Here is a 23,676-nt window from a genome sequence, read left to right on the forward strand (position 1 = left end):
ACTTGCAACGGGGAAGGAATTGATATTCATTCAATTCCATCCCTGTTTGCATGCCGCATAATTATTATTACACATTACTAATAGCCTTAAACTTTTTCAATGCTTATCAAAAAACGGAAATCGGTTTTTCTCTTAGTTATTTTCACATCGTTATCGGTTATTTCGCAATCGCAAATTCCTCAACATAAAGACAAGCCTTTTATACAGGATTACAGCATTAAGTATTTGAGCAACGACGGCGATGGCCAGTTATTAAAAGTGGTTTCTGACAGAAACGGCTACATCCAGTTGCTTTCTTCAAAAGGATTATTGCGCCCGCGCGCCGGCCAGTTTCTCTTTCCCGGCGCTCTTGTTAAAGACGAACAGGATAAGCAAACTTCGGATAAGAAAATTGCCGGAATCGCAACCTATCAGGACCAGCTTGTTTATATCGACAACCAGGCTGTTCTCAGCAATGCATGGGCCGGAAAATTATTTTCGAAGCACTCCTTACCCGGCGCTAACATTTTTGCCGGCGGCGATAATTTTACTTTTCTTATTTCTGATGGCAGCAAACTCGTCCTTTTGAAAGATTCCAGGCAATTATGGGAAGGCAGTCTTTCTGGAGAAAAAATTAAGGATATCAAATTTGACAAATCCAACAAGGTATTTTGGATTTTGAGCGATGAGTCGGTCAGCTTTTTTTCACCAACAAATAATCAACTGCGTTCAATTTATAAGGGCGATAATTTAACCTGTATTGAGCCGGCAAACGGAATGCTGTTCGTGGGCACTACGGATGGCTATTTTAAAATTGATGGCAAAACAAAAAAGCAAACCGGAGATATTCTAAAGAAGATGCCATGGCCTGAAATAACTGCTATTGCCTACATCGACAGTACGCTCTGGTTTGGGTCAACGTGGGGCGCCATGCAGCTTCGAAAAGATGGGAAATACAAATATTATGCTTCCAAAAGATGGATTCCATCAGACTCAGTTATCAGCATTGCAAAAGGCCCTGAAAATTCGGTGCTCGTGCTTACTACAAAAGGCCTGGGACAGATTTATTTCAAAGAAATGACATTGCATGATAAGGCGGCTTTTTTTGAAAAGCAGGTTCGCGAAAGGCATATCCGTCTCGGCTTTAATGCTACTGTTGTCAATATGAAAAATGGGGACGTAACTACAGGCAGCATGGAAGATTCGGATAACGATGGCCTGTGGACCTCCATGTACCTGGCTGGAGAAGCTTTTAATTATGCAGTTACGAAATCACCCTATGCATTGCAAAATTTAAAAGAATCGCTTGAGGCGATGGAGCGGCTTTATACCATCAACCCAGTGCCCGGATTCCCATCGCGATCTTTTGAAAGGCGCGGATATAAATTTGATGATGAGGCGTGGCGCAGGGCCGAAGACCCTGAGTGGGACTGGAAATCGACCACGAGCAGCGATGAAGCCATCGGCCATATTTTTGCTTTTGGTGTGATTGCGGAATTGGTGGATGATAAAGACTTGCGTCAAAAAGCGGTGATGCTCATAGACACGCTGATGTCAACCATTGTTAAAAATGATTTTTACTTAATAGACTGGGATGGCAAGCCAACGCGCTGGGGCCGGTGGAACCCTGAGTATGTAAATGCCCGCCCGGAAAATGTAGGTGACCGTAAAATCAATTCAAGCAATATCATAGCGATGCTTCAGACGGCTTACCATTTTACCAAAAAAGAAAAATACAAAAAGGCCGCCTTTTACTTAATGAACGAACATGGATATTTAAAAAATCTGATGCAGCCAATGAAAGATATAGGTCATGCACCCGCCGACGCAGATGAACTCAGTAAAGATTTATCTGAGGGCTGGAACCATTCGGATGATGAAATGTATTTCTGCGGATACTGGGGCTTATATCGCTATGCATTTAATGATACGCTGAAAGCAGATTTCAAGAAAGCCATTCTTGACCATTGGCAAATTGAGCGGCCCGAAAAAGAAGGCTTGTGGAATATTATGACGGCCCTGACCGGTACCAAAAATTTTGATTTGAACGAAGCTATCTGGTATCTCCAAAAATATCCGCTCGATTTGATAAACTGGACTGAAAAAAACAGCCAAAGAAAGGATATTGAATTTATCGAACCAAATTTCAGAAGGCAAACTATTAAAGAGGTGCTGCCTCCGGATGAATTACGCATTGCGCGCCATAATGCCAACCGGTTTGATCTTGACGGCGGCAATGATGGCCGGTCTGAATACAGTGCGGGCGATATATGGCTGTTGCCATATTGGATGGGCCGCTATCTGAAAGTGATTAGCGCGCCAATCAAATGAATTACCTTTTTGAAACCAGTAAAAGAACAAATAAGCAAGGTTTCTATTTTGCCCACAAACGCCAATTGATAAATGAAATCACAAACGGACATCAAAAACATTCCGGCTTCCATTGCAATGATTTTCCTGTTTGTTATAACGGGAATTAATTCGTGTACAGTTAAAACTACGGCGAGTGAAAGTGTAAAAGATGTAATGGATCGTACTGTCACGCACCTTTACCAAACAATGAGCGAACAGCAGTTAGATTCACTTACCAATGACCAGGCTTTGGCTTTGTTCAATGAGAATGACAAAGAAATACTGGCTACCAGGTATTGGATGTTTGATGTAAATGTGCCGGTAATAGTTTCTATTATGCGCAGTGAAGAACAGAAGATCATTCCTTTTTGGCTGATACCTTCCGGGTTTGTCAAAACAGATAAAACAATGAGCAATGAACAAATAACTTATGAAGTTTGGCAAAAAAAATTTGAAGCAGGTCATGTGGGTTTAGGCATAAATGGTTTTGAAGATTATATGCTGCATTATTTTGTTTCGGTAGCGCCTGTTAATAAAAATGATCCCCTTCAATTAACCAATTTTTTCCCCGAAAATCAGTATGTAGGCACATTGTCTGACAGTGCTTTTACCTATCACGACTGGACAGAATTGGTTTTGAGAAATGTTCCTGAAGATATGAAAGGCCAGAAATTACTCACTACTATCAGGGGCCGCGGAACAGAATCACATCTTGTGGGCGCTTTTAGAAAAACAAGCTTTCCATCCTCGCCTAATCCGGACCAGGTAATGCTGACCTGGAGCGCGGATCCTGCCACCACCATAGATATACAATGGCGCACGGACACTACAGTTCAGTCGGGGAAAATTAATTTCAGGGAAAAAGGCACCGAAACGATTCAAACAGTTGCTGCAGAAAAATACCGGATGGAAGACCGCAACCTGATGAACGATAGATACATCTACCGGTTTACTGCTCACCTGGCGAATTTGAAGCCTGGAACTACTTATGAATATCAAATTGTTCCGGCAACAACCTGGTCGGAAGAATATTCATTTTCCACTCCGGCCAATGACGATTCATTTTCTTTTATCTGGACCGGCGATACGCATCATTCCCCATCTATCGAAAAATTATTTAACCAGGCCAACAAATCTCATCCGGAAGCGGCATTTTATTCCATAGCGGGTGATATGGTGAGTGAAGGTTTGCACCGCGATCATTGGGATGATCTTTTTCATTTTACCAGGAAAATAATTTCGCGAAAGCCTTTGATGACTGTGTTAGGAAATCACGACACCCGCCAGGGCTTAGGCGCAAAGATGTACAGGGATTTGTTCAGTTATCCCAAAAATGCACCTGCCGGCGTTCATCCGGAGCATACGTATTCATTCCGGTATAAGAATGCACTTTTCCTGATGATTGAATCCACGGCTCCCATTGATACACAAAAAACCTGGATTGAAGAGCAGCTTAAAACTACCGATGCCACCTGGAAATTTGCCATGTTTCATTTTGCGCCGTACAACTGGGAGGAGTCTTATCCCGATATACAGGCGGCCTGGATTCCGCTGTTTGACAAATATCACGTGGATATGGTAATGAACGGGCATATCCATTATTATATGCGTACCAAGCCTATGAAAGCTGGAAAAGTAGTTTCGTCGTACCGGCAAGGTACCGTCTACGTGGAGTCGGTCGGTATACCAACAAAGCCTGAAAAGCGCCGGGAAGAGCCTTACACTGTAGTGCGTAATTTTAATGGAGATCTTTACCAGTATGTAAAGATTGAAGGAAATAAATTGAGTTTTAGCGCAATAAATTCTGATAATAAAGTGATTGATTCATTTGCCATCCAAAAATAAACCATGGCTAAAAATTGCGTTCATAACAATTGGTTTCAAGGGCTGGTATCTGCCTTCCTGCTTCTTGTATGGAGTACACCTTCTGCAGCTCAGAATTTTACCACAATTAACCAACATCTGACTCCACAAAAAGATGAAGTATACCTGCAGGAAGTACCGGCAAAAATTATTACAGAAAAGCCGGTTACGGCAATAGCCTTCTACGAAGTTCATTGCTATGCGGTAATGGAAGGGAAAATATTTTTGGTTGACGAGGGAAAATTGATTCCAGTGAATAATTCACCCAAAAACATTAAAAGAATCAAAGTAGCGAAAGGCCTGTGGGCACTGGGCTCTGCCGGTCTTTTTAAACTGGAAAATGAGGATTGGAAAAAAGTGGATGACAGTGAGTTTGAAGATGTATGTGTTCACAACGGGGAGATGTATGCTGCTACAAGGGAAGAAATTTTTAAAATTATTAATGGCCAATTGATAAGCACCAAACCTGCCACAGGCTATAATTCCAGCGACATTACGGTAATGATGGAAGATGGAAGCCAGGTGCATGCAGAGCCTGTGCGTCTCGGGCCGATTGATAGAATTGTCTCCTACAGTGGAACAATATATGCGCTTCGCCCCGGCCAATTGGTTTCGTTTGATGGGGTACAGGTAAACCAGGAGCCGGTGGATTGGGGTTCGCTGCCCTCAAAAAATACCCGGGACATGCTTTGCATGGGCAATCGTGTATATATCACTACTGACCGGGGAATTGGTGAATTGAGAGGGGCTGCGCTCACCTCCATCAATGGACAAAAAGGGTTGCCTGTTGAAAATACAAGCTGCATCACCAAAGGATTTGCGGATGATGTATGGATTGGCACTTCCAACGGAGCAGTAAGAATGCTTCCCCGCGACTGGCATTATTTTGCCGGAAAAATGTGGCTGCCGGATAATAAGGTGAATGGCATTGCCACAGGCGATAGTACGGTTTATATTGCTACGGATAAAGGCATAGGAGTTATAAGGTACATACCATTTACCTTAAAAGAAAAATCTGATTATTACGAAAAACACATTGCTGATTGGGGGCAAAAACGGATTGGTTTTATCCATACATTGTATAAAAAGAACGGGGAATGGATTCGTGAGATCAGCGATAATGACGGAGGCAATACTGCTCCTTACCTGGCCGCCATGTGTTTCAAATATGCAGTGACCCATGACCCGGAGGCAAAAAAGAAAGCTGTCGAATCTTTCAAAGCGCTTTTATGGCTTGAACGAATTGCACCAATTGATGGTTTATTTGCCCGCGCTGTATGGACAACAGCGGATAAGGATGAAAAGAGCGCCCAGGGTTCTGGCGGCTTACCGGCAAAATGGTATCCTTCCAAAGATGGAAAATGGTTTTGGAAAAGTGATGCATCAAGCGATGAAGTAACAGCTCATTTTTTCGCGGTCTCAATATTTTATGACCTCGTAGCCGAAGGCAAGGAAAAGGAAATGGCAAAAGAGCATATCGACAGGATAGCTTCCTACGTCATTCAAAATGGCTGGATGCTAAAGGATATGGACGGCAAACCTACGCGCTGGGGAAGGTGGAATCCTGAATATCTTTTGAGAGCTTATGGATATAATGACAGGGGCCTAAATGGTTTGGAAGCGCTTTCCTATGCGCGGTCAGCATTTGCCATCACAGGGAAGGAAAAATATAAAGCTGCCTACCGGCAATTAATTCAATGGCGCTATCCGGAAAATACTCTTCGTCAGAAAAATACATTTCCTCCTTCTGTCATTGCTCCGTGGGACGACGACCTTGCGTTCCAAAGTTATTTTACACTGTTGCGTTATGATACTGATCCCCTCTTAAGAACTTTTTACCTGCGCAGCCTGGCGCGTTCGTGGGAAGTATTGCGAATGGAACATGATCCATGGTTTAATTTTACCTATGGCGCACTTACAGGCAATGACTGTGAATTACCCCAGGCAATAAAGTCGATGCGTGAAGAAGTGCTTGATTGTACAGATTATGATTTCAATAATTCATCCAGGAATGATCTATATGCTGAACCCGGATATACCTCTTATGCAGGTGCAATAAGGGCTGTATCACCACGCGAGATTTCTTTCGGAGAGCGAACTACAAAACTGGATGGAGGTTCCGGTGGAAATGTGAACCGCAATCCATCACAGTTTATCATGAACTATTGGATGGCAAGATACCATGGGTTTATTACTGAAGAGGAAAAGCCATTGAAACTGCCCGGGAATATAAATTTGCAAAAGAAAAACGATGGAGCCGCTCCCTACGATGGCCCGGCAATACCCAAATTGTATTGACAATTATTTTAAAATGAAAAATTTATCCGGATTTTTTTATTTGCTTATTTGTGCTTTTACTGTGTATGTTGTGGGCTGCAACTCCCGATCCTCATCAGGAAGCGTTGTTGCAGAAAAAGCACTTTCTTCTTTTCAATTACCTCCCGGGTTTAAAATAGAATTAATCGCTTCTGAGCCGCTTATTTCAGATCCGGTGGATATGACGATTGATGAAAAAGGCCAGATATATGTGGTGGAAATGCATGGCTACCCTCTCGATCTGAGTAATTCAGGAAAGGTAATCTTACTGAAAGATACAGATGGAGATGGGAAGATGGATTCGCGTACTGTTTTTGCGGATAGCCTTGTGCTGCCAACCGGCGTAATGCGCTGGGAAAAAGGAATCCTTGTGACCGATCCGCCAAATGTGTACTATTTTGAAGATAGCAACGGAGACGGGAAGGCGGATATAAAAAAAGTAATGCTCACGGGGTTTGCACTCACCAATCCTCAATATCTCGTAAACCGGCCCGTATTTGGCCTTGACAATTGGATATATCTTGCCCATGAAGGCGTTGAAGAATCTGAGACCTATCAAAACGTGTTTGGTGATCCGGGCCGGGATATTTACTACCCCGATAATCCAGATGGAGCGCGGTTGCCCGTAAATGCGCAGGGTCACATTGTTCGCTTCCGTCCCGGTAGTTACGCCTTGGAAGAGACATCAGGTTCTACACAGTTCGGGCAAACTTTTGATGAATGGGGCCATCATTTTTTGGTAAATAATTCCAATCATATTTACCAGGAAGTAATCGCCAATCAATACCTGAAGCGCAATCCCGACCAGGTAGTTGGCGATGCGATGCAATCCGTTTCCGACCACGGAGATGCATGCGATGTGTACCCGATTACAAAAAATCCGGAGCATCAGTTACTCACGGATGTAGGCGTGATTACTTCCGCCTGCGGAATTACTTATTATCAGGGTGGCGCATTTCCTGCAAAATTCAATAACAATATTTCGTTTGTTTGTGAACCTGTGAGTAATATTATTCATGCTGACCGCCTAAGCGATCAAGGGGCAACTTTCACGGCGAGCCGCGTTTTGGAACACCAGGAATTTTTGGCTTCAACAGATGGGTGGTTTCGTCCGGTAAATATGTATATAGGGCCTGATGGCGCTTTGTATGTAGTAGATTATTATCGCGAGATTATTGAGCATCCAGAATGGATGTCGAAGGAAGCGATTGAATCCGGAAAGTTATACAACGGAAGAGATAAGGGCCGGATCTACCGGATCAGCGCCACTAATGTATCTGCTGCTAATCATCCTTTTAAAATTAATTTAGAAGATTCGGGTAGTCTACAGTTGGTGCAAATGCTTTCCAATCCTAATATTTGGTGGCGGAGCAATGCGCAGCGGTTGCTTCTTGACAGAAACGACAGCCAAACCATTCCCGCGCTGGTTCAGATGGCTCAAAATAAATTTTCAGCCTTAGGACGTTTGCACGCTTTGTGGACTTTGCAAGGCATGAATCAATTATCAGAAGAATTGGTTTCGCAGGCTTTGAGTGATGCGCAACCCGGTATCCGGGAAAATGCTATAAAACTTGCAGAACTTCACCTGGAAGAGTGGCCCTCCCTTATTCCGAAATTAATTGCGCTGAAGAATGATGAAAATGCGAAGGTGAGGTATCAATTAATTTGCACGCTCGGCTCACTGAACACACCCGAAGCAGGAAGGGCGTCCCGGGAAATTTTATTTAAGGACATGAATGATAAATGGGTGCAAATTGCCGCCCTGAGCGCCTCCTCGCAAAGCGCCACACTGCTTGAAACGCTATTAAAAAAATATGAACCGGCAAATCCGGCGTATGCATCGCTTGTAACACGGCTTGGAACTATAATAGGCGCCGGAAAAGACGAAAAGGCGATCCACTCATTTTTAGTCAGAGCCATTGAGCCTTCACCGGGAATTGCAAAGAGCTGGAAAGCCCCTTTGCTGGAAGGGCTGGCAGATGGGGTTAAAAGCAGGAAAACGCTTCCCGAAGGCTTCACCAATGAAAAGAAATTATTAATCAATGTTTGCCTCACGCATCCCGATGTAAGCATCCGAAAAAGTGCCCGGCAACTGCTTGAACAGATCGTAAACGCTGGCAATCCGATACAAGCAACTGTTATAAATGAAGCTCAAAAAATAGCTGGAAACCACAATAATTCCGTGGAAAAAAGAACTGAAGCGATAAATTTAATGGCTATTCAAAATCCGGAAGCCCACGCAGATTTTTTAAAAAGTTTGATTGTTCCGGATATCCCGATAGATATTCAGTTAGCTGCTGTTCGAGCCTTAAACAAGATTCCCGGAACGATGGTGTCAGAATTCCTGTTGCAAAAATGGCCCGGCTTGTCTCCGCGTACGAGAGAAGCTGCGCTTAATACCTTCATCGCCGAGCCTTTTTCTGTTGCCCGTCTTTCTCTGTTATTAGAAAATATTTCGAAAGGAAATATTACAAAGTCAGAGTTAGGGTGGCCGGTCACTGTAATTCTAATGAGAGATATTCCTGATTCGTTGAAAGAGATTGCGCGGTCGCTCTTAACCCAAAAGAAAGAAGACCGCAGCCCGGTGATAAAGAAATATGAGGCAGCTCTAAAATTGAAAGGCGATGCCGCTAAAGGCCGTACGGTGTATGTGGCAAACTGTCTTGTTTGCCATAAAGTGCGGGGCAAAACGGGCGTTGAGTTTGGGCCGGATCTCGGAACGGTACAAGGCTGGCTGCCGGAGAGCATTATGATTAATATCCTGGATCCGAACCAGTCAATTTCACACGGCTACGATTTATGGAACGTAGTGCTCAATGATGGCTCTATGTTCCAGGGAATTATTGTGTCAGAAACCTCTAATGCTATCGTGCTGAATCGGCAGGGAGGCGTCAAATCAACGATTGCAAGAAAAGACATCCGGTCATTAAAAACTTTGGACATTTCACCTATGCCAGGCGATTTTGAAAAAAGAATAAATAAGCAACAAATGGCTGATTTAATAGCCTTTATAAAGCAGGGAAATTAAACCATCCTGGGCGGAGCCAATCTCTCTCGCAATAGCTAAACGATGTCCCTGAAAACGACAAGGTAAAAGTTGCACGTTCTTTTCTTTTGATAATATGCTACATTCTAATGATAATATCTGCCATAGCTACTAAATAAAATTTGTTTAAATTCGTTAGAAGAAGTAATTAAATGTGCCTTGAAGAGGAATTCAGGGTAATTTTTTTCTTTTATTTACCAATATCCTTACTGACTTAAATAAATTAAAACAACGTATTAGCTTGCTGGTTTTTAACGGCCAGTCCCGGAATATTCATTATGAAATTCCCGTTGCTTATGAAAAAATTTACAATTACCATATTAGCCTTTCTTTGCCTCTCTGGTGGACGGGTTTCGTACGCAGATACTATTGATTTTTATTTGCTACAAAATAGCTTCAGCCCTTGTGACAGATTACCAAAAACGCAACATAAAATAAAAATTATAGCGCACCGCGGCAGCCATTTACAGGTGCCTGAAAATACCCTGGCTGCTTATGAAAATGCTATTGCAGAAGGTGCTGATTATGTAGAAGTAGATCTGAGAACTACCAGGGACGGTAAATTGGTGGTTCTTCATGATGAATCAGTTAAAAAGATGACTGGGACAGATGCGCTCATTCGAAATTTAAATTTTGATGAGGTACAAAATTTGAAAATAGCGCCCGTGATGCCGGCAGACACCAAAACCTATTTTATTCCAACCTTTGAAAGTGTACTGGCTGTATGTAAAGGCAAAATCAACATATATCTTGATTTCAAAGACGCGGATGCGGCTAAAACCTATGATTTAATCAGGCAGGCCGGGATGCAGCACAATGTAGTGGTTTATTTAAACAAAAAAGAGCAATATGGCCAATGGAAGAAAGTTGCCCCCACGATGCCACTGATGACGAGCCTTCCCGAAAATGGCACCGCTTCTGACATACAGGATTTCCTCAGGAAAACGCCGGTTGACGTGGTAGACAATGCACACGATACTGCTCTCATTCATATTCTTCATGATCATAAAATTCAGTTATGGCTGGATGTTCAAAGCAGGGATGAAAATCCTGCCAAATGGGATCATGCGCTCAGTTTGGGAGTAGATGGATTGCAGACTGATCATCCTGAGCAACTAATCAAATATTTAAACACTAAAAAATTAAGATGATTATAAAAGCCAAAATAAAAAATCATAGTAAAAATTGCTTTACTGACAAATGTATGTTTTTAACGGACAATCTCAGTGCTAATGCTGTTATCATAAACTCTTAAATTAACAATCATGGAAAAAAAGCGCCTCGTGCCAAAGTTTGCGTTGCTGATGCTGTCTATATTTCTTTTTGCATCCTGTAAGAAGGATACAACGGGCGACGAAAATGCAAAATTTAAAAATAAGAACCGTGAATGGGTTACCGGCAATTGGAAACAAAAAGACCTGGTTATTGCAGTGGATGTAAAAATTGCAGGCCAGAAAATTAAAGCCGGCACAAGTATGATAGCGCTTGCGCCGCTCATCGGGCAGGCACTCGGAAGCCCTGAAATTGCTGCAGCCATCACCTGCACCGCGGATAATATTTATTCTTTTAATGCTGATGGCACTTATAAAATTACCGGTTGCACGGATCTGATTTTACCGGTTGCAGGCAATAGTGGCACCTGGGATCTTACTATTTATGATGCTGTCGTGGAGCTGATTTCGGCCAGTGGTGACAAAGACCCTCACTGGATCAACAGTATTTCAAGCAATGAGTTAAATCTTTCGCTCACCGTCGAATTTCCCGGCCTCGGAGCAGCGCCGCTGGGACTTATTTTAGAAAAACAACCGTGATAATTTTTTATTACCCCTTCAAAATGAAGTTTATGAAATCTAATTATAAAATTGCAAAACTACTTCCGCTGGCCGTTTTCTGCCTCGTGTTTTCAGTTGCCGTCGGCGGGAAAAATACAAGTGGATCGCACAAAAACGCCGCGCCTGTTTTCAACGACAGCGATATCAAACCGGGAAATCAGCCTGCGGATGTTATCATTAATGGAATGGTATCTGATGAAAACGGGCCATTGAGTGGCGCCACCATCAGGGAAAAAGGAACCAATAATGCCACTACCTCTAAAGAGGATGGAAGTTTTTCGATCAGGGTTTCAAAGCCGAACGCAATTCTAACGGTGAGTTATATTGGCTACGAAGCTACCGAAGTCGCCCTGGAGGGGAGAACCGCGGTAAATGTCATTTTGAAAACTTCCAGCCAGGAGCTTTCTAATGTAGTGGTCACTGCGCTGGGTATCTCAAGAGAGAAGAAATCACTCGGATATTCAATTGGAGAAGTAGATGGAAAGGACATTAACCGCGTGGCGCAGGAAAATGTTTTGAATTCGCTGGCAGGGAAAGTTTCCGGCGTTACGATCAACCAGACTGGCGGCCCCGGGTCATCTGTAAGCATGATTATTCGTGGTGCGAATTCGTTGAGCAGTGATAATCAGCCACTATTTGTGGTGGATGGCGTACCCATTGCAAATACACTTAATAATGTATCTGCAGTTGGAAGCGATAACCGGGTGGATTTTGGTAATGCCATCTCCAGCATCAACCCTGACGATGTGGCGAGTGTAACTGTTTTGAAAGGCCCAAGCGCTGCGGCTTTATACGGATCGCGTGCGGGAAATGGTGTGGTTTTGATTACTACAAAAAACGGAAGAGGCGTCAATAAGCTTACAGTTTCTGTTACTTCCAGCACCGTTTTCGATAAGCCCTATAAATTTTTAGAATGGCAAACCAAATATGGATCAGGACAATTTTCTGCCATTCCTTCAGATTTGACGGGCAATATATTAACTGATCCGTTTGGAGGACTTATCCAGGAAGATGTGGGCGGAACTTACGGCGGTGAATTAGACAAGGGATACATGGCGGTGCAATGGAACAGCCCGCTCGATGAAAATGGTAAACGTGTTCCGTTGCCTTTGGTGTCACACCCTGATAATGTAAAAGATTTCGTGCAAACAGGAATTACTACCAACAACAGCGTTTCAGTTGCCAATAGTTCGGATGCAGTTAATTATCGGATTTCCTATTCAAACATGACGAATAAAGGTGTAATCCCAAATTCAGATTTGTTCAGAAATTCACTTGATCTCAGCACTTCTGTAAAGGTGTATCAAAAACTACGAATCAGCACTAATATCAATTTAAGCCGCAATAATTCAAATAGCCGCCCTGCGGGTGAAAGGGGAACAAACCCACTCCAATGGGCGTATTCAGTATCCCCTCACATTGACATAAATGACCTGAAAGATTATTGGATGCCGGGCCAGGTGGGCCTTCAGCAACGAACCCAATATAATGGTGAATACAACAACCCTTATTTCCTGGCTCATGAAGTTAAGAACAGCTTTGTCAGGGACAGGCTATATGGCAATGTAAAAGCTGATTGGCAAATTACTCCGCAATTCAGCATGATGTTCCGCTATGGTTTAGATACCTATACAGAACAAAGGGAATTTAAAATACCTACCAGCTATACGGAAGATCCCCGCGGCGCTTATGGTTTAATTAACCTCAAATCTTTTGAAAGCAACGCAGATTTTCTGGCCACGTATAAGAAGGATCTCAACAAATTTAATTTGTCTGTTTCTGCAGGAGGAAATATCAGGTATCAGAAAAACAGTTCGATCAGGAATGCTACCAAATCCGGCACTGGCCTTATTGTTCCTAATGTGTATACCATTCAGAATATCTTACCGGCGTCGCTTGATTTTAGTAATTTTTCTTTTCAGAAAGGAACAAATAGTGTTTACGGAACAGCCTCGCTGGGCTTTCTGGACGAAATTTATTTAGATGTTACAGGCCGCAATGACTGGTCCAGCACTTTGCCTAATGTTGAGCCATATTTTTACCCATCCGCATCTTTAAGCTTATTGATGAATAAAATAGCAGGCCTCACCTCACCAAATATTAATCTTATCAAGTTGCGCGGCGGCATAGCGCAGGTGGGTAATGATGCGTCGCCGTACCAGTTGTTAAGTGTATTATCTAATGCGGGCACCTGGGGAAATATCCCAAGGCTATCCACTTCAGGTACTTTACTCAACCCGGATCTGAAGCCTGAAATTGCCACTTCTTATGAAGGCGGCTTGGACATCACGTTATTTAAAAACAGGTTTAATTTATCCGCTACTTATTACATTCTTGAAAATAAAAACCAAATCTTCACTACCCAGCTTCCTCCTTCATCCGGCTATACTTCAAAAAATATCAATGCGGGCCTGGTAAGAAGCCGCGGTTTTGAATTCACAGTGGGAGGAACGCCCGTACAAACCAGCAACTTCAGGTGGGATATCAACGCAAACCTCACCAGGAACCGTACGCGCATCATAAAGCTTGCGAATGAAATGCCTTATTTCACTTTTTGGGAAGATGCAAAAGGTGGCGCCTGGACTTACGTAGGTGAGGACGTAGGAGATATTTACGGACCGAAGTTGAGAACGGTAACGGATAAGTCTTCTCCTTACTATGGTTATCCGTTATTGGAATTTGCTGATGGAGGTGCAAAATGGTCAGCTATAGACGCTCATAATACCAAAAATAAGATTGGCAATTTCAATCCGAAATTTATTATGGGCCTGCAAACCTCTATCAGTTGGAAAAACTGGAGCCTTAACATGTCATTCGACTGGAGAAATGGTGGGCAGTTTGTATCGCAAACCTACAGGTATGGAATGGAAGATGGCAGGGCTTCTCTTCAGCTAAAACAATTTTTTGATGCCGGAAGTATGACCGGCAAAGAGCTGCGTGATTATTTGGTGGCCCATGCTAAAGATCTGATTATTGTAAATGGTAATCATTTTCCGAGGGTGGGATGGCCCACGCCTGAACACAGAAGTTTCCCATTTGAATTTAGCGGTATTAAATTGCCTTATGGCGGATTAATTATTCCGGGCGTATACGCCTCAGGGTTTGATGCGAATGGAAATCCCACCGGGTATATTGAAAACCTGGGAGAAAATGTTCTGGGTGTTGATCCTTCCAATCCTAATGTGACTTTGCCGGTGCCTTACGCGGCTTCCAATCCATGGGACTTTACCGAGCCGGAATTATTTTCTGCATCTTATCTGAAGCTTCGTGAAATCTCGTTTTCTTATGGCATTCCTGCCGGGTTAGCCAATTCATTGAGAATTCAAAATGCTACGCTTTCTGTGTATAGTCGCAATATTATTTTATGGACGGCGGCTGGCATAGGCGTGGATCCTGAAAACGCCTACCAGCCCAGTGCCGATTTTCAGGGAGGCGGAATCCAGTTTAAACAGGGAATAGAAAGATACAATGTAATGCCCTGGGTAATTCCCATCGGTGTCAGGTTAAATGTCACTTTTTAAAAAATTAAAATCAATGGTTATGAAGTCAATTAATAAGTTTCATATCGTATTATATATTTTTCTTTGCGCCTTCGCTTTTTCCTGCGTCAAGCATTTGGAGACATTAAATGAAAACCCAAATGGCGCTGATCCGAAAACAACCAATCCGAATCTTGTACTATCTACTGTACTGTCGGAAGCGGGGAAAACTTTTGTGGGCCTTGGCTATGGAGATATTGCGGGCGTGATGCAATATACCCAAAAAGATGGCTGGGGCTCAGCGCATAATAATTACGATTGGGGAGGAGACAATCCATGGGATCAGTATTACAGTATTTTACGGAATAATCAATTTGTATATGATAAAGCGGTGGAATCAAAAGATGACTTGTTGCAGGGCATTACGCTTGTTATGAAATCAATGATGTTTGGCCTTCTCACAGATTTGTATGGGGATGTGCCCTACAGTGCTGCCTTACAGGGGGATGAAGGTGGCCAGGACAAAACTTTTCCGAAATACGATGATCAAAAATCAATTTATGAAGGTATTTTGAATGATTTGAAGACCGCAAACCAACTGCTTTCAAAACCTGCGAATGAATATTCAGTCAATCCGGGAGGTGCAGATTTGTATTACAATGGCAACGCGGCTAAATGGCGCAAATTGGCTAATTCTCTTGCATTGCGATATTACATGAGAATTTCCGGAAAATTACCTGATGAGGCCAAAGCAGGTATTGAAATGATTGTAAATAATCCAACGGACTATCCGATCATTACCTCTGCCGCTGATGATGCTGCAATGTCTTTTGCAGGAGACAGCAATGATGATTCCTGGCCAAATAATACCACTTTCAACGGCGACAGCAGTGAGTATCGAAGAATCAAAATGTGTAACACTTTTGTGACGGCTCTTGAGAGTCTGAATGACCCGCGTATCGGAATTTTTGCCAATAAAGTCCAGGTATTTTTAAAGGTTATTGACGATCTTCCTCCCGGCTCTGATTATACCACCGATACCGTAGTAAACGGAGAAAGCAGGAAAGTCCGGTACATTTCTCCTGATATACTTTCCAGTCGTAACCTTACAGTAAATGACATTAACCAGGATCCTGAATATGTGGGGCTTCCCATAGCCCTTACCGGTCCGCAGGCTTATAACCTAAGTCCCGACCTCAACCAGGCCTCGCACAATCCACACGTTTCGTGGGTTAATAGCATATATTCCAATTCCAAAGGGCCACTGTTGAAAGCCCGCCTTATGTCTGCTGCTGAAGTGCATTTTATTATTGCAGAAGCCAGGGCCGTTAAAGGATGGACCTCAGCGGACGCAGAAAATGAATATTATGCAGGTATCAGGTCCTCTTTGGAAAACTGGGGATTAAGCAGCGCATATTCTGATTATATACAGCAGCCGGGCGTAGTTTTTAATAATACCCAACAACAAATTATAGAGCAAAAATGGATCGCAAACTGGACCAGCGCAACGGAATCATGGTTTGATTTCAGAAGAACCGGTTATCCTGCCTTGCATGGTGTTCAAGGTCGTACGATTGCACCCGAATTGCCGCTAAGGTTCTATTATCCCAAATCTGAGCAAAATCTCAATAGTGCAAACGAACAGGCCGCAGCTGATAAGCTGGAGGTAACCAATTACTCAGGATTTGGAGCCGATGGAAATAAAAACAGCCCCTGGACAAAGATGTGGGTTTTGCAGGGCACAGGGAAACCATGGTAATTCCTGGCTGAATTTATAAACCAACAATCACAAACTGAAAATCGTGGGCCATAAAACAAAAAGTAATCGTAAAACATCTTATTTTAAAACGTCGTTATTCCCAACTGGTTTGACAGTGAACCTACAAAGAGTTTGCATTTGTTTTGTGTTGTTTTTTTTGTTGCTGCCTGACACATCCCCGGCCCAGGTTTTTAAGGCTGGGGTGGCTGTCCGCGTTATAACACCCCATCCTTTATTGCCCGTATCGGGAGGAGTTGGCACGCCCAATCCGGCGCATATTCAAAAAGGAAATCTGTATGTACGGGCGCTTGTTTTGCAAAAAGGCACAACTGCAATTGCAATTGTAAGCGTAGATAATTTAGGTTGGCCTTCCGCTTTGGGAGATAAATCGAGGAAATTAATAAAAGGGATACCGCCGGAGAATATTCTTATTGGCGCAACCCACACGCACAGCGCTCCGGATGCTTATGGATTTCCTGACAGAAACGGTAAATCTTCTGTAGATTTAAAATACCTCGACTGGTGTGTACATCAAATAGCCGATGCGGTCAATGAAGCTGCTACCAATCTGCAGGCTGCCTATTTGAAAACCGCGATAGGAGAAGCCAAAGGAAAAATTGCTTATAATTATTATGCTCCCGAACTTTATGATCCACGCTGCAGTGTGTTGCAGGTAATCTCAAGTTCAGGTAGTAATAAGGGTAAACCCATCTCCACTTTGATTAATTATGCAATCCATCCTGAAATCATAGGCTCATCGCGCGATATTTTGAGCCCTGATCTATGTGGGCCGTTATACGATAGAATTGCAGAAAAAGGTGGCGGAGTGGCTATTTTTATGAACAGCGCTCAGGGAGGAATGGTTACAGCAGACAATCGATTGCCTGGCGGAAAGGAAGCCAATGACTGGAATGAATGTGTCCGTATTGGGTATTTGTTAGCAGATGAAGCTTTAAGGATTATTTCCGATGCTCCTGTACAAAACGACCCCGACCTTTATTGCGCAAGCCGGACAATTACATTTCCTGTAGAAAATGAAGAAATGAAATTTATTTTAGAACATTCTCCTCTTGCCTATAAATCGGTGGGGTCAGATTCTGTAGTTACGAGGCTCAATCTTTTAAATATAGGGACAGCGCAGGTTCTTACTGTTCCCGGAGAGGCTTTACCGAATATCGGATATTACGTAAAACGCCACATGCACACCAAGCAGCCATTCCTGTTCGGGCTTACAAATGATGCTTTTGGCTACATTCTTGACAAGGTAGATTTTAACAGCTTTAAAAGATACGATTACATTTGCCGGACCAGCTTAGGCCCGCTCACAGGCGATATCTACCTCAACGAAGTTTTACATTGGTTACAAACTTCCCCTTCACCCCAAAAAGAATGAACGTACTATCAGCATAATAGAGTGCACCACCATCGGAATTATAAAACCATTTTTCCTTCACAAATTGGACATGATAAAAGAATACATTTAATACTAAAATCAAATTCAAATGAAAAAATTATTTACGTCATTCGCACTCGTTTTATGTTTTCCTGTTTTTTTCGTTTATACGGCGGTTGCGCAGGATTCAATCACGCCAGCTACAGCCCTGCAGCATTACCTGCAAAGACCCGAACCCATGTATCATTGGGAAGTAAAAGATTCATTTGAATTCAATGGAGTAAAAGGGTACGACCTGCTTTTAACTTCCCAAAAATGGAGAAAATATACCTGGCGTCACCAGCTAACCATTCTTTCCCCAAAAGAAAATAAATACGATGGGGCCTTATTGTTTATCACCGGTGGTTCAAATAAAGATGAGCAACCCAACTGGAAAAAAAGTGATGATAAACTAGCGCAGATGTTTGCCTCGGTATCTGCAAAAAATAAAGCAATCGTGGCCATCATCCGACAGGTACCTAACCAGCCGTTGTATGGCGATTTAACGGAAGATGCACTTATCTCATATACGCTTCACCAGTTTAAAGAAGATCATGATTATACATGGCCACTGCTTTTTCCGATGGTAAAAAGTGCGGTAAAAGCAATGGATGCGGTGCAGGAATTTTCAAAAACAAATCTGAATCATCCCTTGAAAAGATTTGTCATCTCCGGCGCTTCCAAGCGGGGATGGACTACCTGGCTTACGGGCGCCAGCGATCCACGGGTACAGGCTATCGGGCCTATGGTTATTGATATTTTAAATATGCCTGTAAACCTGAAGCACCAGTTAGATGCCTATGGAGAATACAGTATTGAGATTGAAGATTATGTAAAGCTCGGTATAGTGCAAGGCATGGGTACCGAAGATGGACAGGATTTGATAGCAATGATAGACCCCTATTCCTATAGGCAAAAACTTAGCATGCCGAAAATGTTATTTATGGGAACAAACGACCCGTATTGGGTGATAGACAATGTAAAAAATTATTTAAAAAACATCCCCGGTTACAACATGATACATTATGTGCCCAATGCAGGCCATGATTTGGGGGATGGCGAATCCGCCTTTGAAGCACTGAGCGCATTTTTTGGCATTACGATGCGAAAGGCTGAATACCCACTTTGCAAATGGCAAACTTCCCAAAGTAAAAACGGGGTACAAATTACAGTAGAGGCTTCAAAAAATATTTTATCAGATGTTAAGATTTGGTACGCTGATTCTGATGATAAGGATTTCCGCAACGAAATATGGCTGAGTAAAGATCTTCATATCAGCCATCAGCCCAAAATACAGGTAACCGAGAAGTTTCCGGCGAAAGGTTTTCGTGCTTTTTATGTAGATCTTACCTACAAAGATGCCAATGGCGGAACCTATACCATCAGCACGAGGGCATTTATGGTGGATAAAAGCAAAATTTTATAATAATTTCCTACAGGACTTCTGTATTCTTTATCGGAAAAAAAGTGGGATTATCTATTGGTTTACTGTCAAGTCCGATAAATAATCCCACTTTTTTGAATCCTTATTTGATGGTATTTTGCGTTGCTAGTCCAAAACAAAATTCCAAAATATAAAATGGCAATATTTATTGCTTTACTGCATTTTTAAAACAGAAATTTAGAGACAGCGAGTTCAGAGTTAATAGTTTCAGACTTTCGTTAATCTTATTTTGCTCTTATTTTTTTGAAAAAGAACAGCGCTGAAAAATCCTATAAAGAATATAGTGGCTGTGGCAAATACGATCGTTAAAAAACTGTGGAAACGGGTAGCCAGCGTGTCGTCGCCCCATATCAGCGGCGAAAGGCTCATCCAAAGGATGACGAGTATGCCTGCTATGGTTCCTGCCAGTGCATGAGCTGATTTAGTAACCCTGGAAAAAGCTGCAAGGAGAAAAATGCCTAACATTCCGCCACTAAAAATTGAAGCTAATTGCCACCAGGCATCGAGGGCACTTTTAACATTAATCATCGCCACTGCTACGCCCATCCCGAGGATGCTTATAATGAGTGAAGAAAGATATAAAATACGCAATGCCTTCTTCTCAGAAACCGGCTTCGTGCTAAACCGCCTATAATAATCCGTAAGAAAAACAGTGGCCGAACTGTTAAATCCCGTTGATATGGTGCTCATACCGGCCGCAAATACGGAAGCAATCAATAATCCGGTTAATCCCGCCGGCAATTGATTTACAATAAAATAAGGGAAAATTCTATCAGATTTTCCTAACAAATCTTCCGGTAAAGTTGCTGCCCCGGAATGATAAAATGAATACAATGCCGTGCCGATAAAAATGAAGACTAAAGATACCGGAACATATATCATGCCGCCCCAGAATGCCGATTTTTTGGCTTCCTTCTCCGTTTTGGAAGCCATGTATCGTTGTACGTAGTTTTGGTCGATTCCATAGTTTTGAAGATTGATGAAGATGCCATAAACCAGCACCACCCAAAAAGTAGGCTCCGAAAGGCTTACCCCAAAACTACCGAGATCAAACTTATTATTTTTTGCCGCAATTGAAAACACCTGGCCAGGGCCTTCAGGCATCGCAAAAAAGATATAAACGAGGGTGGCCAGCGCACCGCCAATCAGAATAATTCCCTGGATAGCATCTGTCCAAACTACAGCTTCAAAACCACCCAACAAAGAATAGAGGGTTACAGTGAGTCCGGTAACCACAATGATAGTTACAATATCCCAGCCGACTACAGCATTTAGCGTAAGAGCCAATAGGTATAGAATAGTGCCTACTCTCATTATCTGGGTTAGCAGATAGCAGGATGAAACATAGATGCGCGCCCAGGGGCCGAACCGGGTTTCTAAAAAAGTATAGGCTGAAGGACTGTTTATTTTTCTATATAAAGGAACAAAATATTTTACCGCAATTGTAAGCGAAACAGGAATGGACAGGCTGAATACAAATGCATTCCAATTGGAGAGATACGCATTTCCGGGCAACGCAAGAAAACTGATGCTGCTTACAAAAGTGGCAAAAATAGACATTGAAATCACCCATGCTGGAATGTTGCTGCTTCCTAATGAATAGGAATCTGAAGTCCTGTTTTTTTTGAAAAAAGAACTTCCGTAAATAGTGATTCCAACCAGATAAACAATAAAAACAATGATGTCAATAAGTCTCATAAGAAGTTAAGATAAAGTTTAAAGCTTGAACTTAATTTTGGGTTTTCAATCTTGCGTTATGGCTCTGCTGGCTGATTCTCCATCGGAACTGCATTGTGCATTATCCAATCTTTGGTGGCCATCCAGTAAGCAATCTTTCTCCGGTTATAAGTATAAGTGACAGCAACAGAATCATTAAAGCTTATGATTGCCGGATAGGAATATTCATCGTCTTTTTTGCCATTTTCCAAATCAATTTTTTTAGGCCAGCTTTTACCATTATCAAAAGAAACAGCAAGTGAGAGTCTGCCCCTTGAGCCCCAGTCGTGCGTAGTAGGATTATAAGCCAATACCAGCGTTCCATCGCTTAATTTAGCCACATCAATTCCGCTATTGGGATTGGGTAAAGAAGTTTTGTAAACGGGAGACCAGGTTTTGCCATAATCTTTAGAATCACTGCGGCAGATGATTCCTGAGCTGCTTCTTAACAATGCATGAACGTGCCCGGGAGAAGATTCCCAAAGGGTGGGCTGTATAATTCCTTTGCCTTTTATTTTATTTCGGTCAATGCTGAGATATGGCGTGGCAGTCCAGGTTTTTCCCTGGTCATTACTGCGGTCAAAAAAAGCATTCCACATTCCTTGTTCGTTTGACGCGCCGGCAAGCCAGGTTCCGTCAGAAAGTACTAAAATCTTATTTCTTACCGGTCCACGCCCACCATGGTCGCCCTTAACCAGTTCTTTAGCATCTGACCAGGTTTCGCCCTCATCATCTGAAGTTTTTACCCAGGTTTCCCATTGAGGAATTTCTTTGCCTACTTTGAAGAATAAATAAATTTTTCCGCCGGGCGCCTGGAACAATACCGGGTTCCAATGTGGCGTATTATTAATTTTAGCTACCTCAAATGTTTTTGACCAGTTGCCAGGTTTTCCTTTTGTCATCCAGATGCCAACATCATCATCCTTTTCTTTTGTTCCCCCAAACCAGGCCGCAATAAATTCTCCGTTTTTTAAATGAATTATAGTGGATGCGTGACATTCAGGATAGGGCTCATCGTCTCCAAAAAGAAATCCTTTCAGTGGAAGCGTATCCGACAGGTGAATACCATTCATGAAAAATGGAATTGACGGTTTTGAAAAAGAGTTGAATTGAACAAACAAAATAATAAGAATAAAAATTACTCCCTTATGCACAAATGACTTTCTCATATAAAAAATGGATAAAATTTAAACGAATTATTTAAAAAACAATGAAATTCATATAACGTCTATCGCCATACAGCCCACTATAAACTTCTGAAAAATACTGCATTTTTTTAGCTCCATGAATTTTTACCACACTTATGACAAGATGATACAATTGATGGATAATATACGTTAAAGAGCGCTCTGCATAGTGCTTTACTTTTGTAGCAATAGCGTAAATCGCGGCCTTAAGGAAAGGCAAAAAGAGCTTATGAACTGTAACATATTTCTTCCAAATTGATTAGAATAACTTAAAACCACAAAAATTTTTCCTCATGAAAGATAAGGTACCCCGTAAGTTTATCCCCGTGATGCTGACTCCCTTTAAAGAGAATGGAGAAATTGATTTTGATGGCCTTGGCAAATTAACAGAATTATATATTCAAGCCGGCGCTAAAGGGCTTTTTGCCAATTGCCAATCCAGCGAAATGTATCAATTGTCGGCAGACGAAAGATTGCAAATCGTTAATCAAACATTGAAAATAGCGGATGGAAGAGTACCCGTAGTAGCAGTTGGTAATTTTGGTGAAACTATTGAAGAGCAAGCAGCCTTTGTTCGCCGGATTTATGATACAGGCGTTAATGCGGTAATCATTGTAACGAGCCTTGTAGCTGAAGAAAACGAAAGCGATGAGGTTTTTGATCAGCGAATATTTGAGCTGTTCAGGCTGACAGAAAATATCCCTCTCGGCTTTTATGAGTGTCCGGAGCCCTATAAAAGGGTGTTGAGTGCGCAACAACTTGAAAAATTTACTGCTACAGGTAGAATAATTTACCATAAAGATACGTGCCTCGACATTGATCAAATCAAAAGTAAAATACAGTCAACACACGATATTCCCTCATTTGGTTTATATGATGCGTACGCTGTAAATGCGGTGGCATCTTTGGAAGCCGGGGCCGCAGGGCTTTCCTGTATCCAGGGTAATTTTTTTCCTGAATTGATTGCCTGGTTATGCGACCATTTTAACGACATTCATGCAAATGGAAATGTAACCAAAGTGCAGGAATTTTTAACGGGCCACATGGAAGTTATTCACCACGCATATCCGTTGGTGGCTAAATATTATCTCCAAAAGCGGGGAATCCACATTAATACCTTCACAAGAACTCCTACCGAAGCCTTTACCTCTGATGTGAAAGAGAAAGTAGATAGCCTGTTTGAAGAATATCAACATCTGAAACGTGAATTAGGTTATGAGCTTAGCAAAGTCTGACACAAAATGATGGATATTAAATATTGGATAATTTTC

13 protein-coding genes are annotated in these 23,676 nt (G+C 42.3%); 11 read left to right on the forward strand and 2 right to left on the reverse strand.

From position 1 onward, the window contains the following. Positions 1 to 99 precede the first annotated feature (99 nt). The 10 genes from EFY79_RS06500 (at position 100) to EFY79_RS06545 (ending at position 19,484) form a co-directional block, all read left to right on the forward strand. Positions 100 to 2,310 carry a ligand-binding sensor domain-containing protein gene (locus tag EFY79_RS06500; protein ID WP_123119876.1) on the forward strand — a complete coding sequence of 737 codons (2,211 nt, stop codon included), beginning with the start codon at positions 100 to 102 and terminating at the stop codon, positions 2,308 to 2,310. A gap of 72 nt (positions 2,311 to 2,382) precedes the next feature. Further along, a complete protein-coding gene (locus tag EFY79_RS06505) occupies positions 2,383 to 4,176 on the forward strand; it encodes a purple acid phosphatase family protein (RefSeq protein ID WP_123119877.1) in 1,794 nt (597 codons plus the stop codon). Positions 4,177 to 4,179: 3 nt separating this feature from the next. Next, positions 4,180 to 6,492, forward strand: coding sequence for a hypothetical protein (locus tag EFY79_RS06510; protein ID WP_123119878.1), 2,313 nt, complete (start codon positions 4,180 to 4,182; stop codon positions 6,490 to 6,492). Between the two features lie 13 nt (positions 6,493 to 6,505). After that, positions 6,506 to 9,538 (forward strand): PVC-type heme-binding CxxCH protein, encoded by a 3,033-nt coding sequence (locus tag EFY79_RS06515; RefSeq protein ID WP_123120052.1) that lies wholly within the window; start codon positions 6,506 to 6,508, stop codon positions 9,536 to 9,538. Between the two features lie 314 nt (positions 9,539 to 9,852). Beyond that, on the forward strand, positions 9,853 to 10,707 hold the full coding sequence (locus EFY79_RS06520) for a glycerophosphodiester phosphodiesterase family protein (RefSeq protein ID WP_158605166.1): 855 nt from the start codon (positions 9,853 to 9,855) through the stop codon (positions 10,705 to 10,707). 114 nt (positions 10,708 to 10,821) lie between these two features. Next, positions 10,822 to 11,367 (forward strand): hypothetical protein, encoded by a 546-nt coding sequence (locus tag EFY79_RS06525; protein WP_123119880.1) that lies wholly within the window; start codon positions 10,822 to 10,824, stop codon positions 11,365 to 11,367. A 32-nt stretch (positions 11,368 to 11,399) separates the two neighbouring features. Then, a complete protein-coding gene (locus EFY79_RS06530) occupies positions 11,400 to 14,909 on the forward strand; it encodes a SusC/RagA family TonB-linked outer membrane protein (protein ID WP_199727466.1) in 3,510 nt (1,169 codons plus the stop codon). Positions 14,910 to 14,928: 19 nt separating this feature from the next. Further along, positions 14,929 to 16,626: a SusD/RagB family nutrient-binding outer membrane lipoprotein gene (locus tag EFY79_RS06535; RefSeq protein WP_123120054.1), complete on the forward strand. Its 1,698-nt coding sequence runs from the start codon at positions 14,929 to 14,931 to the stop codon at positions 16,624 to 16,626. 115 nt (positions 16,627 to 16,741) lie between these two features. Further along, the gene (locus EFY79_RS06540; protein WP_199727467.1) at positions 16,742 to 18,019 is read left to right on the forward strand and encodes a hypothetical protein; all 1,278 of its coding nucleotides are present in this window, start codon (positions 16,742 to 16,744) and stop codon (positions 18,017 to 18,019) included. A 109-nt stretch (positions 18,020 to 18,128) separates the two neighbouring features. Continuing rightward, positions 18,129 to 19,484, forward strand: coding sequence for a PhoPQ-activated pathogenicity-related family protein (locus tag EFY79_RS06545; protein WP_123119881.1), 1,356 nt, complete (start codon positions 18,129 to 18,131; stop codon positions 19,482 to 19,484). 225 nt (positions 19,485 to 19,709) lie between these two features. On the opposite strand, the gene EFY79_RS06550 is transcribed toward EFY79_RS06545, so the two are convergent. Continuing rightward, positions 19,710 to 21,200: a sodium:solute symporter gene (locus tag EFY79_RS06550; protein WP_123119882.1), complete on the reverse strand. Its 1,491-nt coding sequence runs from the start codon at positions 21,198 to 21,200 to the stop codon at positions 19,710 to 19,712. A 56-nt stretch (positions 21,201 to 21,256) separates the two neighbouring features. Further along, positions 21,257 to 22,291 (reverse strand): sialidase family protein, encoded by a 1,035-nt coding sequence (locus EFY79_RS06555; protein WP_199727468.1) that lies wholly within the window; start codon positions 22,289 to 22,291, stop codon positions 21,257 to 21,259. A 407-nt stretch (positions 22,292 to 22,698) separates the two neighbouring features. On the opposite strand from EFY79_RS06555, the gene EFY79_RS06560 reads away from it, so the two are divergent. Then, positions 22,699 to 23,640, forward strand: a complete 942-nt coding sequence (locus EFY79_RS06560; protein WP_123119884.1) for a dihydrodipicolinate synthase family protein — start codon at positions 22,699 to 22,701, stop codon at positions 23,638 to 23,640. Positions 23,641 to 23,676 lie beyond the last annotated feature (36 nt).

Origin of the sequence: Hanamia caeni (assembly GCF_003721595.1) — a bacterium.
In the GTDB taxonomy this organism is placed as follows: Bacteria; Bacteroidota; Bacteroidia; order Chitinophagales; family Chitinophagaceae; genus Ginsengibacter; species Ginsengibacter caeni.